The sequence below is a fragment of the Streptomyces sp. DSM 120436 genome, assembly GCF_055778765.1.
On the sequence record NZ_JBSKBS010000001.1, the window covers coordinates 2,291,031 to 2,306,470 of the forward strand.

The window sequence follows — 15,440 nt, forward strand, 5'->3', positions numbered from 1 at the left end:
TCAGCGCGGACTCCTGCGCACCGCCCGCCCCGCCAGCACGTCCGTGCGCCGCCCGTCCTCGATCACGAACCGCCCGTCGACCAGGACGTACGGGATGCCCCTGGGCAGCGTGCGCGGCTCGGCGAAGGTCGAACCGGCGTCCACCGTGCGCGGGTCGAACAGCACCAGGTCCGCCTTGTAGCCCTCGCGGACCAGCCCCCGGTCCGCCAGCCGCAGCCGCGCCGCCGGGCGCGAGGTCAGGTGCGCCACGCACTCCTCCAGCGACAGCACCCCCAGCTCCCGCACGTAGTGGCCCAGATAGCGGGGGAACGTGCCGTACGCCCGCGGGTGCGGCTTGGCGCCCTGGAGGATGCCGTCCGAGCCGCCGGTGTGCACCCGGTGGCGCATGATCGCCCGGACGTTCTCCTCGTGGCCCACGTGCTGGAGGATCGTCGGGGCGAGCCGGTCCTTCAGCAGCAGCTCCCTCGCCACCGCCCACGGGGCCTCCCCGCGCGCCCGCGCCGACTCCAGCACCGTACGGCCCACGTACGCGGTCAGCGCCGGGTCGCCGACCCCGGAGATCTCGATGGTCTCCCACTCCACCGGCACACCGTGGCAGCCGTCCGAGCCGGTGACCTCCAGGTCGTGCCGGATCCGCGCGGCCGTCCCCTCGTCCGCGAGCCGCCGCAGGATCTCCTCCGGGCCGCCCTCGCTCGCCCAGCTCGGCAGCAGCGCCACCAGGGTGGTGCAGCCGGGGGTGTACGGGTAGGTGTCGAGGGTGATGTCGGCGCCCGCGTCCAGCGCCTCGTCCAGCAGCGCCAGCAGTTCGGGCGCCCGCCCCTTGTTCACGCCGAAGTTCATGGTGGCGTGCGCGAGGTGCAGCGGGCAGCCCGCCTCCCGGGCCAGCGCCACCGTCTCCGCGTACGCCTCCAGCGCGCCGGCGCCGTAGGAGCGGTGGTGCGGGCAGTAGTAGCCGCCGTACGAGGCCACCACCCGGCACAGTTCGGTCAGTTCGGCGTCCGGGGCGTACATGCCGGGCGGGTACGTCAGCCCCGACGACATGCCGACCGCGCCCTGCTCCATGCCCTCCGCGACCAGCCGCCGCATCCGGTCCAGCTCTTCGGGCGTCGCCTCGCGGTCCTCCCAGCCGACGGCGAGCGCGCGCACGGTGCCCTGCGGGATCAGGTACGCCGCGTTCACCGCGACGCCCCGGTCCAGCCGGTCCAGGTACTCGCCCACCGACCGCCAGTCGACGTCCACGTCGTCACCCGGGCCGTTCCACCCGGCGATCGCCCGCCGCACCTCGCCCAGCGTCCGGTCGTCCACCGGCGCGTACGACAGCCCGTCCTGGCCCAGCACCTCGAGGGTGACGCCCTGCGCGGCCTTGGCGCTGTGGTCGGGGTCCCGCAGCAGCGCCAGGTCGCTGTGCGCGTGCATGTCGATGAAGCCCGGGGCCAGCACCAGCCCCTCCGCGTCCAGTTCGCGCCGCGCCTTCGGACGCTGGCACCCCGCGTCCGCCGCCTCCTTCACGAGGGAGACGATGCGGCCGCCGTCCACCACCACGTCCGCGCGGTACGCGTGTTCACCGGAGCCGTCGACGACGTCCGCGTCCCGGATGACGAGTTCTTCCACGGCCCTGCCTCCTAGAAGAAGGTGCGGATGTAGTCGACGACCGTGCCGTCCGCCTCCGCCACGGGGATCAGCGCCCACTTGTCGAAGGACGTGCAGGGGTGGGACAGCCCGAGCCCCACCCAGTCTCCCACCTCCAGATCCGCCTCCGCGGAGGTGCGCAGCCACGCGTGCTGGTCGGACAGGCCGGTCACCTCGATCCCCGTGGCCGGCCGCTCCGTCCCGTCCCTGCGGACCACCCGGGCGACCGGCAGGTCCAGGTCGTACGCCGCGTCCCGCTTGCCCGCGTTGGTGAACGCCTGCTCCGCCGACGGCCGGGACACCACCTGCGTCCACAACCGGAACGCCGGCTCCAGACCGCCCTCTCCCGGCACCCGGTTGAAGGGGGTCAGCCGCTGGTAGTGCCCGTCGTCGTGCGACACGTACGCCCCGGACCGCAGCAGCTTCAGCACCGGCGCCGACAGCTCCGGAACCTCCGCGAAGACGTCCGCCACCGCGTCGAACCAGGCGCTGCCGCCCGCGCTCACCACGATCTCGTCCAGCCCCGCGAACCGCCCCGCCGCATCGAGGTCCACGGCCAGGGCCACCAACCGCCGCAGCCACGCACGCACCCGCTCCGGATCGGCCCGCGGCACCTCGCCCTCGTACCCGGCCACCCCGACCAGCCGCAGCACCCGCGCGGCGGCCACAGCGCCGGCGACGGCCGCGCACTCCGCCTCGGTCCGCGCCCCGGTGCGCGCACCCTCGCCGGCGGCCAGCTCGACCACCACGTCCACCGGCCGGGACGCCCCGCCCAGCGCCGCGTCCATCAGCTCCACCCCGCGCACGGAGTCCACGCAGCAGACGAACCGGAACGCGGGATCGGCGTCCTGCTCGGCGGCGATCCACCGCAGCGCCGCCGGGTCGACCAGCTCGTTGGCCAGGAACACCCGCTCGATCCCGAACTCCCGCGCCACCCGCACCTGGTGCGGCACCGCCAGCGTGATCCCCCACGCCCCCCGCTCGACCTGGCGGTGGAAGAGCTGCGGCGCCATGGAGGTCTTGCCGTGCGGGGCGAAGGCGAGGCCGTGCCGCTCGGCGTACCTCTCCAGCGCCGCCAGGTTGTGCTCCAGACGCTCGGCGGACAGCGCGAGCACGGGGGTCGTGAAGCCTCCCGTGAAGAGGTTCCGGCGCTGCGCGGCCAACTCGCCCACGGTGAGGTCCGCGGCGTCCGGCGGGAGACCCTTGAAGCGGTGGCCGACCCGTTCCCCGGCGAGGCGGGCGAGAGCATCGAGGACCATGGAGCCTCCCTGATCAGCAGCGTTGCACTAATTGCAACACTCGTTGCGTATATCGCTCACCGCTGTCTAACATCTCCGCCACACGCGGTCAACGGACACCGCACCCCCGCCCCGACGAGGAGCCCGGCATCGTGACCGTCACCGGAAACGGCAACGCCCCCGACGTCGTGGACGTCGTCGCGCTCGGCGAGTCCATGGTGACGTTCCTGCCGTCCCGGCCCGGCCCCCTCGCCGACGTCCCCTCCTTCCACCGGTCGATCGGCGGCGCGGAGTCCAACGTGGCGTGCGCGCTCGCGGCGGCGGGCCACACCACCCGGTGGGTCAGCCGGGTCGGCGCCGACGGCTTCGGCGACCACCTCCTCGCCGCGATCGGCGGCCACGGCGTCGACGTGTCGTACGTCCGCCGCGACCCGGACCGCCCCACCGGCGTCTACTTCCGCACGGCCGGCGACAGGGCGGGCGCCTCGCACGAGGTCGCCTACTACCGGGCGGGCTCGGCGGCGTCGGCGATGACGCCGGCCGGCGTGGACCTGGACGCCGTGCGCGCCGGACGCGTCCTGCACCTCTCCGGCATCACGGCGGCGCTCTCGCCCGGCTGCCTGGACCTGCTGCGGGAGCTGACGTCCCCGCACCCGGGACGCCCCTTGATCTCCTTCGACGTGAACCACCGCCCGGGGCTGCGGCGGGACGGGTACGGCCCGGAGGTCCTGCTGGAGCTGGCCCGGGGGGCGGACATCGTCTTCGTGGGAGAGGACGAGGCGGAGGCGGCCTGGGGCATCTCGGGCGGCCCGGCCGCCGTCCGGGACGCCCTCCCCGGCCCGAACACCCTGGTGGTGAAACAGGGCGCGGAGGGTGCGGTCGCCTTCCGCACCAGCCGCGGGCAGTCGTGCCTCCCCCCGTGCCTTGAGGGCCCGGGAGGCACCCCGCAAGCGCCGGGCTGCGACGACGCCCCCCGCCCAGCCGCAACAGCCCCCGCCCTGAAAGTCGACGTAGTCGCAACGACCGGCGCAGGCGACGCCTTCGCAGCAGGCTTCCTCTCCGCGACGTTGCGCGGCCTGCCGCTCAGGACACGGCTCCGCCACGGCCACCTCATGGCGGCAGCCGCCCTCACCGCCCCCGGCGACCTCGCCACGCCCCCCGCCCGCGCCCTCGCCGACCGCCTCGCCGCCCTCGACGACACCGCGTGGGGGACACTGCGACTCGGCCCCGGCTGGACAGCAGCCGACGCAGGGGCCGTAGAGGAGGCACGCACCCCATGAGCCAGACCGTAGACCGCGCCCTGAGCATCCTTCCGCTGCTCGCGGAGGGCCCCGCCGACCTCGGCCGGGTCGCCGACCGCCTCGGCGTGCACAAGTCCACGGCGCTGCGCCTGCTGCGCACCCTCCACGAGCACGGCCTGGTCTACCGCCAGTCCGACCAGCGCTACCGCCTCGGCGCGCGCCTCTTCGCCCTCGCCCAGGAGGCGATGGAGAACCTCGACGTCCGCGAGATCGCCCACCCCCACCTCGTCCGCCTCAACGAGAGCTGCGGCCACACCGTCCACCTCGCCGTGTACGAGGAGAACGAGGTCCTCTACATCGACAAGGTGGAGAGCCGCTACCCGGTGCGGATGTACTCCCGGATCGGCAAGCCCGTCGCCATCACCGTCGCCGCCGTGGCCAAGCTGCTCCTCGCCGACCTGCCCGAGCCCGAGCGCCGCGCCCTCGCGGAGCAGCTCGACTACCCCATGTACACGCCCCGTTCGACACCCCACGCGGCCGCGTTCCTCCAGGAGCTGGCCAGGGTGCGCGAACAGGGCTGGGCCACCGACCTCGGCGGCCACGAGGAGTCCATCAACTGCGTCGCCGCGCCGATCCGCGGCGCCGACGGCCGGGTGGTCGCCGCGATGTCGGTCTCCGCGCCGAACGTCGTCGTCACCGCCGACGAACTCCTCACCCTGCTCCCGCAGGTGCGCCGTACCGCGGACGCCATCAGCGGCGAGTACTCCGGCCGGACCCCGGCAGAACCGAAGTGAAGGACACCCCCGCATGACCGAGAAAGTCGCGCTGACCCCGAAGACCCACACCACCCCGCCCGCGCGGTTCTCGCACGGCGTCCGCAAGGGCGACATCCTGCAGGTCGCCGGCCAGGTCGGGTTCCTGCCCGCCGAGGAGGGCGAGCCGCCCACGCCGGCCGGCCCCACCCTGCGCGAGCAGACCCTCCAGACCCTCGCCAACGTCAAGGCGATCCTCGAGGAGGGCGGCGCGAGCTGGGACGACGTGATGATGATCCGCGTCTACCTGACCGACGTGGACCACTTCGCCGAGATGAACGAGATCTACGACGCCTACTTCGAGGAGCAGGGCCTCACCCAGCCGCCCGCCGCCCGCACGACCGTCTACGTCGGTCTCCCCGCCGGCCTCCTCGTCGAGATCGACGCGCTCGCCGTCCTCGGCTGAGCCGCCCCCTCCCGCGGCACACCCGCATGCCGCACGGCACGGCGCCCCGCACCCCGCAGGCGCCGTGCCGCGATCCCCGCTGCCCGCGTGGCGCTCGTCGTCATGGCCGTCCCGGCGGGCTCGGTCTTCGCCTCGCACGTGAACGACGGCGGGTTCCGGACGGTCGCCGAGCACTTCGGCATCAGCGAGCGGGACACCCTCACGCCGTGGACCGTGCCGGAGAACGCGCTGTCCGTCGCCGGCTTCGTCGTCGCGGCGGCGCTGAGCCTGGTCGTGTGAGCCCGGCGGGGCCGGTGGAGGGGCGGCGTCCGTGTAGGCGTCCGATAACGAAGTCGGGGCTGACTGTGACGCGCACGGGATTGTCGACCATACTCCTGCGGTGTGGAGCAGCGCATAGGTTCGAGCAGCAGCAAGCCCCTGGAGGGCGCCGGGTTCGACCCGGCCTTCGTCCCCGGGCTCACCGCGCCCGCGACCGGCCGTGAGGAGGACGCGGAGGACGCGAAGGACGCGGCCCCCGAAGGCGTCCCGGGGACCGGGGAGTCGGAGAAGCCCGCCGACTCCCCGGCCGCCGGGTCCGCCGAGGCCCCCGAGCCCGTCGGGTCCGCCGGTGACACCGGGGACGACGAGCCGGGCCCCGTCCCCGACGGTCCCGTCTTCGAGGCGTCCGACCGCCGTGCCGCCCTCGTCGCCGACCACCGCGGCGTACGGCTGAAGCTGGACGACCAGGAGTGCGAGTTCCGCTGGGACGAGATCGGTGCGGTGGAGACGGAGACGGCCCGCTTCGGCAAGCGGTACACCGTCACCGTCCACACCCCCGACCGGCGTTGGTACCCCATCGAGATCGACGCCGACTCACGCCGCCGGTTCGACGAGTGGGACGCCGCCCTGGACGAGGTCCTCGACGCGTACTTCGACGACGGCTCCGGGGAGACGGCCGAATCCGGGGAGACGGCCGGGTCCGATGAGCAGGCCGGACCCGGGGCGGGCGACGAGCCGGATGAGGACAGGGCCGGGGCCGACCGCGCCTAGCCGCAGTACTGGCCCTCCTTGCCGATCACCCGGTACATGCAGTCGGCGTTCTCCAGGAGCTGGAGGACGGCGTCACGGTTGCGGGACGTCTCCCGCTCGATGACCTCGTCGGGCGGGTAGAAGCCGCCGCCCGACGCCGACCTCGGGTACATCTCGAAGGTGTAGCCGAAGATCTTGTGGGTGCCCCAGAGGTAGTCGTCGATCGACCCGTCGGTGATGTACAGGTCGCTGGACTGCTGGGCCGTGTAGCCGTTGCTGGCGGCCATCTTCTGGCCGACGGCCTTGAAGGCCGCGTGGTCGTCGGCCGTCATGCCGGTGGTGGTGTCGGCGTAGGTGTAGCCGAAGGGCCAGAGCACCAGCTCGCTGTAGGTGTGGAAGTCGATGCCGGCCTTGATCTGCTGCACCCCGCCGACGACCCGGCTGCGCACGAAGTCGGCGACCACCTTCACCTCGGGCGCGGACTCGGGCGCCGAACCCCGGTACGTGTCCGAGGACTTGCTGCCCGACGACCCGCCGCAGCAGCCCCAGCGGTAGTTCCAGTTGCGGTTCAGGTCCGTGCCGACGGCCGTGGAACCGGAGTTGGGCTGGCGGTTCTTGCGCCAGGAGCGGTAGGAGCCGGTGGCGATGTCGTACTCGCCGCCGTCCGGGTTGAGGTCGGGGACGATCCAGATCTCCCGCTGCTGCACCATCCGGGTGATCCGGGTGTCGGTGCCGTACCCGGCGCCGAGTTCGCGCAGCAGGTACAGCGCCATCTCCACGGTGAGGTGCTCGCGGGCGTGCTGGTGGTGGGTGAACAGGACCTCGGGCTCGGCCTCGTCGGTGCCGACGTTGTCGCTGACCTTGACGGCGACGATGTCCCGGCCCTGGTAGGACTTCCCGATCACGCGCTTGCTCATGATCGACGGGTACGCCGCGATCCGCTGGTCGATCTCCGCGGTCATCTCGGCGTAGTTGTGGTAACGGGAGTCGGCCGAGGGGAAGTCGAACAGGCGCAGGCCGTCGGCGGCCGTCGAGCGGTCCGGGGCCGCGCCCAGCGGGGTGATCTCGTACCCCTGGCGGCGCAGTGCGCGGATCTGGTCCGCGCGGCCGGAGACGACCACGGTCTCCTCGTCGGCCTCGTCCACGGTGACGCCGGCCTGCTGGATCGCCGTGCGGGTGACGGGGGTGGTGTGCTGGTGGATCTCGTACTGGCGGACGTCGTCCGCCGAGGAGGCCGCCGGGCGTGCCCCGTCGGCGCCGGCCGGGGCGGCCGCGGTGAGCGACAGGGGCGCGGCCAGTGCGAGGGCGAGGAGTGCGGCGAGCGCGGCGGGGCGTCTGCCGCGGGAACGGAGTCGCATGAATGCTCCTTGTGGGGAGGTGGGGTGGCGCACGGCGACGTGCGGGTGCGGTGCGGTGGGGTCATCGTCGAGACATGACATGATCAGGTCAAGGGTGCGAAGTCGCCGCGCGGCCAGGTGGAACCGGTGAGGATCCCGGCACGCCCTCTTGCCGGACCGGCACCCGTCCGCTTTCTTGACCCCATGGCGGACACCACGGGAAACACCCAGGACACCGGGGCGAAGGCCGGGCCCGGCCCCCACGCGCGCACGTCCAGTTGGCGCCACATCGGCCCCGGCATCGTCGTCGCCGCGACCGGCGTGGGCGCCGGCGACCTCGTGGCCACCCTCATCGCCGGCAGCAACTTCGGCTACACCCTGCTGTGGGCCGCGGTCGTCGGCTGCCTGGTGAAGATCTCCCTCGCGGAGGCCTGTGGACGCTGGCACCTGTCCACCGGACGCACCCTGTTCGACGGCTGGGCCGGCCTGGGCCGCTGGACCACCTGGTTCTTCGCCGTCTACGCCGTCATCTGGGGCTTCGTCTACGGCGCGGCCGCCATGTCGTCCAGCGCGCTGCCGCTCCAGGCGCTGTTCCCGGGCGTGATGGACCTCGAGTACTGGGGCATCGCCTGCGGCCTGGCAGGCCTGGCCTTCGTCTGGTTCAACAAGTACGCGGTGTTCGAGAAGGTCATGACCGTCCTGGTGGGCGTCATGTTCGTGGTGACCGTCTACCTGGCGTTCCGCGTCACGCCCCACCTGGGCGACGCCTTCGCCGGCCTCCTTCCCGTGCTGCCCGACGAGGAGGACTCCGTCCTCAACACCCTCGGCCTGATCGGCGGCGTCGGCGGCACCATCACGCTGGCCGCCTACGGCTACTGGGTCAACGCCAAGGGCTGGACCGGCGCCGGCTGGATGAGGGTCATGCGGCTGGACAACCGGGTCGCCTACCTCACCACCGGCGTCTTCGTCGTCGCGATGCTCTTCGTCGGTGCGGAGCTGCTGCACTCGGCCGGCATCGCCCTCTCCGGCGGCGACCAGGGGCTGGTCCAGCTCGGCGACATCCTGGAGGACCGGTACGGAACGACCACCGGCACGCTGTTCCTGGTCGGCTTCTTCGCCGCCTCCTTCACCTCCCTGATCGGCGTCTGGCACGGCGTGAGCCTGATGTTCGCCGACTTCCTGACCCGGCAGCGCGGCGAGCGGCGGGCGCACGCCGACGAGCTGGCCTCCGGGCGCCGGGAACGCTCCTGGGCCTTCCGCGCCTACCTGCTGTGGCTCACCTTCCCGCCGATGATCCTGCTGTTCCAGGACGAGCCGTTCCGTCTGATCATCGTCTACGGCGTCCTCGGCGCGGCCTTCATGCCGTTCCTCGCCCTGACCCTGCTGTGGCTCCTCAACTCCTCCCGCACCCCGCGCGAATGGCGCAACGGCCCCCTGAGCAACGGCATGCTGGCGGCCGCGGGCCTGCTCTTCCTGGTCCTGGCCGTCAAGCAGATCTGGGACCAGCCGTGGTCGGAGTTCTTCTGAGGCGACGGCCGGCCCGCCTCACGCCCCCGCGTCCCACTCCGTGCTCAGCGCGATCTCCCGCAGCTGCCCGAGGGTGAGCGCGGGGGCGTCACGGGTGGCGTCCTCGTGCTGGGCGGCCGCGTTGAAGGCGCTGACCACGACCCGCAGCCCGTCGGGACGCAGGGTGTCGGCGGTCCACATGACGACGCCCGCGCCGCCCTTCTCCCCGGGCGACTTCCGGGTGGTGACCAGGGTGCCGTCGGGCAGCGTCTCGGCGTCCCCGAAGAGAGCGCCGGCCACGTCGCCCATGCCGGGCTGCACGTTGATCTGGACGAGGCTCCCGCCCTCGCCGTCGTCGACGACGAGGTAGGCGTACTCGCTCTCCTGGCCGCCCTCGCCGGTCACGGTGAGCCCGTCGGGCAGCAGACCGGTGAGCGTCTCGGCGATCGCCCTGCCCGGCATCCCCGCCGGAGGCGCCTGGCCGGTGACCGACGGCTTCGGGCTCCTCGGCATGGCGTCCACCACCCGCCGCCACACGTCGGCGGTGACGACCTCCTTCAGCTGCTCGACGGTCAGCGGAGGCCGCGGGCGGGAGACCGGGGCGTCCTTCTGCGCCGGCGCGTTCCACTCGCTCAGGGACACGTGATGCCCCTGGGGCGTGACCAGCTCGGCGTTCCACCACTTGGTCTCCACCCGCCGGTCCGGGTACTCGTAGCCGCGGAACAGCATCAGCCGGGAGCCGTCGGGCAGCGTGACGGAGGTGCAGTCGTCGTGGGGGACGAGCGCCTTGTCCGGGCAGTTCGCCAGCTCGCGGGCCTGCTCGCTGCCGGGCTCCACACGGTTGAGGCTCAGGCCGACGGCCGCCGCACCCCTGCCGTCGTCGAACACCACCTGCGCGTGCGGGGGCGTCAGCGACTCCGTGCCCTGGGCCTCCCCCTCGAGGTACGTGCCCCTCGGCAGCAGCTCCTTGAGCGAGCGCAGGACGTCGTCGCCCGAGAAGGCCGCGGCGGGCGAGGGGCTCGCGGCCGAGGGGCTCGCGGTCGCGGCCGGACCGGCGGCCGCGGAGGTCCGCCGGGGGTCCGTCGCGTCGGACGGCAGGAGCAGCGCCCCGCCCACGCCGGCCAGGGCGACGCCGGCCGCCCCGCCCAGCACGGCCGTCCGCCGCAGCAGCTGGGCCCGGCGCCCGCGCACCCGGCCCCCGGTGACGAGGGCGGCCGGGTCGTCGGTGCGGAAACCGTGGCCGGCGTCGCGCAGAGCTGCGGCGAACCGGTCCTCGAAGAGGTCGTGGTCCTGGTTCTCGGGCATGACGAACCACCCTTTCCGCGGGTGTGAGGCGTGAGGTCTGGGGTCTGAGGTGTGAAGCCGGACGTCAAAGGGAGGGCCGGGCGGCCGGCGTCAGGGGCGGGCGTACTCGTGGACGTCCTCGCCCAGCAGCTCCCGCAGCCGGCCGAGCGCGCGGACGCACCGCGTGCGCACGGCCGCCGAGCTGACGTTGAGCACGTCGGCGGTCTGTTCCACCGAGCGGTCCTCCCAGTAGCGCAGGACGACGACGGCCCGGTCCTTGGCGGGCAGCCGGGCGAGCGCGGCCATCAGCGTCAGCCGCAGCGGCGCGTCCCCGTCGGCGGCGCCGGGCAGGTCGGGGAACGTGTCGGTCGCCCGCTCCCGGCTGCTGCGCAGCCGCCGGTGGGCGAGGAAGGTCCGGGTGAGCACGGTCTGCGCGTACGCGGCCGGGTTCTCGGCCCGGGACACGCGCCCCCAGCGGACGTACAGCCGGCCGAAGGTCTCCTGCACGAGGTCCTCGGCGAGGTGAGTGTCCCCGGCCGTCAACAGGCACGCGGACCGGTACAGGTGTCCCGCCCGCGCGGCGGCGAACTCCGCGTAGTCCGCCGTGCGCTGCTGTCGCATTCCGCCGTCCCCCGTCGCGTCCCCCGAACCGTTCTCACCTCATTGATGCGGTGGGCCCCGGGAAATGTTTCATGTGGCGCCGGCCACAGCCCGCGCCGCCCGTTGTCAGTGGCCGCTGTCAGGACGACCGCGCCGTCGGCGCACACGACCGCCGACCGCCGATCTCCCCTGGAGCCGCACGTGAGCCGGGATGCCTGCCGTACGGCCGGCGCGCCCCGCACGGCCTGCCCTTCCCGCACGGCCTTGACGGACCGGTGCGCCGTGCGGGCGTGCCGGGTCCGCTCGATCGCGTGGGGTGGTCGCCGCCACGCCTCCCGCCCGGCTGACCGAGGGGGGCGCCCCGGCCGCCCCGGCCGCGGCCGGCGTCCGCCCCACGAGCGTCCGGGAGCGCGGGGGCCGCGGGACGAGGTGACCGCCCACCACGAGGCCCTGGCGGCGTACGTCCGGGCGGCGGCCCGTGACGGGGACGGCGTCCTGGTCCGGATCAACTGAGCACGGACGCCGCCGCCCCTGCCCGGTGAGCCCCGGGCAGGGGCGGCGGTCCGCGACGCGGCTCACGCGTCCGAGGGCCGCGTCAGGGCCGCGTGTGTCCGGCTACGGCAGGGCGTGGACGTGCGGGCCCACCGCGTTGGACCAGGCGTTGCCGGCCGTCGCGTCCCAGTTGGTGGACCAGGTCATCGCGCCGCGCAGGTCCGGGTAGGTCCTCGACGGCTTGAAGGAGCCGCAGTTGGTGCCGCGGGTCAGGCAGTCCAGGGCGGCGTTCACCACGGACGGCGCCACGTAGCCGCTGCCCGCGCCCCGCGTCGAGGCCGGCAGGCCGAGACCCACCTGCGAGGGGTCGAGGCCGTTCTCCAACTGGATGCAGGCCAGCGCGGTGAGGAAGTCCACCGAGCCCTGGCTGTAGACCTTGCCGTCGCAGCCCAGCATGGAACCGCTGTTGTAGTACTGCATGTTGACGACCGTGAGGATGTCCTTCACGTTCAGCGCGGTCCGGAAGTAGGAGTTGGACGTCGACTGCATGTCGATGGTCTGCGGCGCCATCGTCAGGATCATCGACGGGCCCGCCTTCGCGGACAGCGCGCGCAGCGCCTGCGTCATGTAGGTCGCGTTGAGGCCGTTCTCCAGGTCGATGTCGACGCCGTCGAAGCCGTACTCCTGCATCACGGCGTACACCGAGTTGGCGAAGTTCGTCGCGGAGGCGGAGTCGTTCACCGAGACGGTGCCCTTCTCGCCGCCCACCGAGATGATGACCTTCTTGCCGGCCGCCTGCTTGGCCCGGACGTCCGCCTTGAACTGGTCGACGGTGTAGCCGTCCAGGCCCGCCGTGTCCAGGGTGAAGGTGACGGCGCCCGGGGTGCCGGTGGCGTCGGCGAAGGCGACCGCGATGATGTCGTACTGGTCCGGGACGTCCGAGATCCGCTGCACGGTCGCGCCGTTGTCGAAGTTCTGCCAGTAGCCGGTCACCGCGTGCCGGGGCAGGTCGCCGCCCCCGCCGCCGCCGTTCTCCCGCGTCCGCACGGACACCGCCGCCGACTTCGCCGACTCGCCCGCCGCGTTGGTCGCCGCGACCTGGAAGGAGTACGACGTCGAGGCCGCCAGCCCGGTCACCGTCGCCGAGGTGCCGGTCACGGCGGTCACCCGGGCGCCGTCGCGGTAGACGGTGTAGCCGGTCGCGCCGGACACCGCGTTCCACGCCAACGTCACCGAGGTCGCCGTCGTGCCGGAGACGGTCAGCCCGCCCGGCGTGCCCGGGACCGACGGCTCCGGGTCACCGCCGCCGCCCCCGTCGGGGCCGAGGACGGACACGTCGTCCGCGTAGTAGGGCTGCTGGCCGTACCAGCCGTGCGTGTAGATCGTCACCGACGTGGTGTCGGCGCCCGTGGAGAAGCTGGTCGACAGCTGCTTCCAGGCGGCCGAGTCCGGCGTCCAGGTGGACACGTCCGTGGTGCCGGTGCCGGTCACGCCCAGGTAGGCGTACCCGCCCCGCACCCACCCGGACAGCCGGTACGTGGAGTCGGGCCGCACCGCGACCGTCTGGGAACAGCGGGCGTTGTCCTGCCCGGCGGGCGTGGCCTTCAGCGCGGCCGAACCGCCGTGCACCGGGGAGGGGACGACGCTGCCGCTGTTCGCGGAGCAGGTCCAGCCGCTCAGTCCCGACTCGAAGCCGGGGTTCTTCGCGTTGTTGACGTCGGCCGCGGTCGCCTGGCCCGCGCCGGCGAGCGGGAGGGCGAGGGCCAGGGCGGAGACGAGGGCGGCCGCCCAGGGGCGTCTGCCGCGTCCGGGCGTGCGTGGTGCGCGGTCCACTTGGGGCCTCCGGTGGGGGAGTTGGGGAGGGATAGCGACGGTGGCCACCGTTGATGCCCACACCGTGGTCCAGACCAATCCCCTTGTCAATAGGTCCAGACCGGAAACGGGGGCGTCCGTCCGCGCGTAGGGCGGCGGGCGGATGGGAAGCGTGGCCCGGAGGACCCGGGGCGGGTCCGGCGTCAACCCGGTGCGCGGAACCCGCACCGTCGGTGCCGTACCGAGACCGGCGAGATGATCGACCTGCCCCGTTTTGGTGCGCTGTGTGCCCGGGAGTTGCCGACCGGCTGCTCGAAGGCTGTTCTCCGGCCACAGACCCGCGGATACAGTGCTGAGGTAGTCACGCAGTGAAGTCACGAGGGTGCACCGGAGTAACACCCGGTGGGCCGACGGGCATGGGGAGAACGGGGAGCCGCGCGTGCCAACCGCCATTGCCGTGACCGGCGCCGACATGGCGCTGCCGGCGCAGGACGAACGGACCCTGCCCGCCGTGGTGCTGCGCGACGTCGGCACCCGCCCGCTCGACCAGGTGCTGGCCGAACTCCAGGCCGTCGTCGAGCTGCACGGCCACGTCGTCGTCGTGTGCTCCCCGGCCACCCCCGCCCCCGTCCTGCGGCGGCTGCACACCCTGCGCTCCCTCCTGGAGAGCGACCGGATAGCCCTGTTCCGCCCCGACCTGCCGCCGCTCGCCGTGGCCGTGCTGGCCCGCCAGTTACGCCAGCTCGCCTCCTGCGACATCGGACCCGGCGTGCTGGCCTCGGCCGGCCGCCTGCTCACCCACTACCTCCACGCCGGGGCGCTGCTGAGCTCCGTCGCCCGCCTCGACCGGGTGCCCGTCGACCTCAAGCAGCACGCCAGGTCCTGGATGCCCGGCAGCCAGTTCGCCGTCCTCGCCCACCCCCAGCCGCAGCTTGTCCGCCTCGGCCCCGGCACCACGCTGGACGGACCCGAGTTCGGCACCTGGATGCTCGTCGCCCGCGGCCAGCTCCCGTCCGACTGGGTCACCACCACCCTCGCGCCCGCCTGGCGGGTGCAGGGCCTGCGCGAGGCCCCGCTGCCCGCCGAGTCGGGCGCCTGGTGGGGCACCGGCAAGCTCGTCGAGTTCTGCACCTACCTGCCCGACCTGTCCGTGCTCTACCAACTGGTCACGTCCGTACGGCGCGGCGCCTGCCACTGGTGCGGCATCGACGTCATCGGCGACCGCTGCGTGTTCTGCTCGGCCACCCCGCCCGCACCCGAGGGCAGACCGGCCCTCACCCGAGGCACCTGACCCGTCCGCCCACCGCACGAACCCGCACCGCCCCGCCCGACCGCCCCACCCCAACGAGGTTGCACGGTTCATGAACTCTCGTCAGCGCCGCGGCGTGATACTCATCCTCCTGTCGGTCCTGTGCGCCCTCGGCGCGTTCGCCGGCGTGCTCTCCGTCATCGACGACGTGCGCTCCAAGGTCGGCCCCGAGGTCGCCGCGTACCGCCTGAAGACCGACATCGCGCCCTACACCACGCTCGGCGCCGACCAGTTCGAGCGGATCGAGATGCCCGAGCGGTGGTTGTCGGAGAACGCCGTCACCGACCTCGACGACCTCCGCGGCAAGATCGCCGTCACCACCCTGCGCAAGGGGTCGCTGCTGCAGAGCGACATGATCGTGGACCGGCCCGCCCTCCGGCCGGGGCAGCAGGAGGTCGCCATCATGATCGACGCGGCGACCGGCGTGGCCGGCAAGATCACCCCCGGTTCCACGGTCAACGTGTACGCCACCTTCGAGGGGCAGCGCGAGGGCGACCCGGACCAGTCGAAGATCATCGTCACCGGCGCCAAGGTCCTCGACGTGGGCCGGCTCACCGCCCTCCAGCCGGACGAGGACGACCGCCGCGGGCCCGCCGACGCCGTCCCGATCACCTTCGCGCTGTCCCCCCTCGACGCCCAGCGCATCACCTACGCCGAGTCGTTCGCCCAGCGGGTGCGGCTCGCGCTGGTCGGCCCCGGGGGCGACACCGGCGTCCCCGAGAAGGACCGGACGTACGAACTCGCGCAGGACAAGTGAGAGGCCCGC

At 73.3% G+C, this 15,440-nt stretch carries 13 protein-coding genes and 1 pseudogene; 8 read left to right on the forward strand and 6 right to left on the reverse strand.

The window, feature by feature from the left end; genetic code table 11:
• Window positions 1–1,611, reverse strand: a complete 1,611-nt coding sequence (locus ACWH4W_RS10590; RefSeq protein ID WP_473075512.1) for an N-acyl-D-amino-acid deacylase family protein — start codon at window positions 1,609–1,611, stop codon at window positions 1–3.
• 11 nt (window positions 1,612–1,622) lie between these two features.
• Entirely contained in the window at window positions 1,623–2,888 is a 1,266-nt protein-coding gene (locus tag ACWH4W_RS10595) for an amino acid deaminase (protein WP_473075513.1), read from the reverse strand.
• Window positions 2,889–3,019: 131 nt separating this feature from the next.
• Between ACWH4W_RS10595 and ACWH4W_RS10600 the strand changes: the two genes are divergently transcribed.
• The 5 genes and pseudogenes from ACWH4W_RS10600 (at window position 3,020) to ACWH4W_RS10620 (ending at window position 6,355) form a co-directional block, all read left to right on the forward strand.
• Complete coding sequence (locus ACWH4W_RS10600) at window positions 3,020–4,147, forward strand: sugar kinase (RefSeq protein WP_473075514.1); 1,128 nt, start codon at window positions 3,020–3,022, stop codon at window positions 4,145–4,147.
• Window positions 4,144–4,902: an IclR family transcriptional regulator gene (locus tag ACWH4W_RS10605; RefSeq protein ID WP_473075515.1), complete on the forward strand. Its 759-nt coding sequence runs from the start codon at window positions 4,144–4,146 to the stop codon at window positions 4,900–4,902. The genes ACWH4W_RS10600 and ACWH4W_RS10605 overlap by 4 nt, the downstream gene beginning before the upstream one ends.
• A gap of 13 nt (window positions 4,903–4,915) precedes the next feature.
• Complete coding sequence (locus ACWH4W_RS10610) at window positions 4,916–5,326, forward strand: RidA family protein (RefSeq protein ID WP_473075516.1); 411 nt, start codon at window positions 4,916–4,918, stop codon at window positions 5,324–5,326.
• Between the two features lie 81 nt (window positions 5,327–5,407).
• Window positions 5,408–5,605: pseudogene (locus ACWH4W_RS10615) on the forward strand (GntT/GntP/DsdX family permease); the annotation flags it as partial.
• Window positions 5,606–5,707: 102 nt separating this feature from the next.
• Window positions 5,708–6,355, forward strand: coding sequence for an MYST family histone acetyltransferase (locus ACWH4W_RS10620; RefSeq protein WP_473075517.1), 648 nt, complete (start codon window positions 5,708–5,710; stop codon window positions 6,353–6,355).
• Here ACWH4W_RS10620 and ACWH4W_RS10625 read toward each other — a convergent pair.
• A complete protein-coding gene (locus ACWH4W_RS10625) occupies window positions 6,352–7,692 on the reverse strand; it encodes a M14 family metallopeptidase (RefSeq protein WP_473075518.1) in 1,341 nt (446 codons plus the stop codon). The genes ACWH4W_RS10620 and ACWH4W_RS10625 overlap by 4 nt on opposite strands.
• A gap of 183 nt (window positions 7,693–7,875) precedes the next feature.
• Between ACWH4W_RS10625 and ACWH4W_RS10630 the strand changes: the two genes are divergently transcribed.
• Complete coding sequence (locus ACWH4W_RS10630; protein ID WP_473075519.1) at window positions 7,876–9,198, forward strand: Nramp family divalent metal transporter; 1,323 nt, start codon at window positions 7,876–7,878, stop codon at window positions 9,196–9,198.
• A gap of 18 nt (window positions 9,199–9,216) precedes the next feature.
• Here the strand turns inward: ACWH4W_RS10630 and ACWH4W_RS10635 are convergent, their stop codons facing one another.
• The 3 genes from ACWH4W_RS10635 to ACWH4W_RS10645 form a co-directional block, all read right to left on the reverse strand.
• Window positions 9,217–10,482, reverse strand: coding sequence for a hypothetical protein (locus tag ACWH4W_RS10635; protein ID WP_473075520.1), 1,266 nt, complete (start codon window positions 10,480–10,482; stop codon window positions 9,217–9,219).
• Between the two features lie 90 nt (window positions 10,483–10,572).
• Window positions 10,573–11,082 (reverse strand): SigE family RNA polymerase sigma factor, encoded by a 510-nt coding sequence (locus ACWH4W_RS10640; protein ID WP_471587196.1) that lies wholly within the window; start codon window positions 11,080–11,082, stop codon window positions 10,573–10,575.
• A 594-nt stretch (window positions 11,083–11,676) separates the two neighbouring features.
• Window positions 11,677–13,386, reverse strand: a complete 1,710-nt coding sequence (locus ACWH4W_RS10645; RefSeq protein WP_473075521.1) for a chitinase — start codon at window positions 13,384–13,386, stop codon at window positions 11,677–11,679.
• A gap of 436 nt (window positions 13,387–13,822) precedes the next feature.
• On the opposite strand from ACWH4W_RS10645, the gene ACWH4W_RS10650 reads away from it, so the two are divergent.
• Both ACWH4W_RS10650 and cpaB read left to right on the forward strand, forming a co-directional pair.
• Window positions 13,823–14,656 carry a hypothetical protein gene (locus tag ACWH4W_RS10650; RefSeq protein ID WP_473077468.1) on the forward strand — a complete coding sequence of 278 codons (834 nt, stop codon included), beginning with the start codon at window positions 13,823–13,825 and terminating at the stop codon, window positions 14,654–14,656.
• Window positions 14,657–14,726: 70 nt separating this feature from the next.
• Window positions 14,727–15,431: a Flp pilus assembly protein CpaB gene (cpaB, locus tag ACWH4W_RS10655; RefSeq protein WP_473075522.1), complete on the forward strand. Its 705-nt coding sequence runs from the start codon at window positions 14,727–14,729 to the stop codon at window positions 15,429–15,431.
• The last annotated feature ends 9 nt before the right edge of the window (window positions 15,432–15,440 follow it).

What these genes read in the sequence shown, in the direction of transcription:
- ACWH4W_RS10595 (WP_473075513.1), bottom strand. Translation starts at nt 2,888, where the DNA reads ATGGTCCTCGATGCTCTCGCCCGCCTCGCCGGGGAACGGGTCGGCCAC.
- ACWH4W_RS10605 (WP_473075515.1), top strand. Translation starts at nt 4,144, where the DNA reads ATGAGCCAGACCGTAGACCGCGCCCTGAGCATCCTTCCGCTGCTCGCG.
- ACWH4W_RS10610 (WP_473075516.1), top strand. Translation starts at nt 4,916, where the DNA reads ATGACCGAGAAAGTCGCGCTGACCCCGAAGACCCACACCACCCCGCCC.
- ACWH4W_RS10625 (WP_473075518.1), bottom strand. Translation starts at nt 7,692, where the DNA reads ATGCGACTCCGTTCCCGCGGCAGACGCCCCGCCGCGCTCGCCGCACTC.
- ACWH4W_RS10630 (WP_473075519.1), top strand. Translation starts at nt 7,876, where the DNA reads ATGGCGGACACCACGGGAAACACCCAGGACACCGGGGCGAAGGCCGGG.
- ACWH4W_RS10635 (WP_473075520.1), bottom strand. Translation starts at nt 10,482, where the DNA reads ATGCCCGAGAACCAGGACCACGACCTCTTCGAGGACCGGTTCGCCGCA.
- ACWH4W_RS10640 (WP_471587196.1), bottom strand. Translation starts at nt 11,082, where the DNA reads ATGCGACAGCAGCGCACGGCGGACTACGCGGAGTTCGCCGCCGCGCGG.
- cpaB (WP_473075522.1), top strand. Translation starts at nt 14,727, where the DNA reads ATGAACTCTCGTCAGCGCCGCGGCGTGATACTCATCCTCCTGTCGGTC.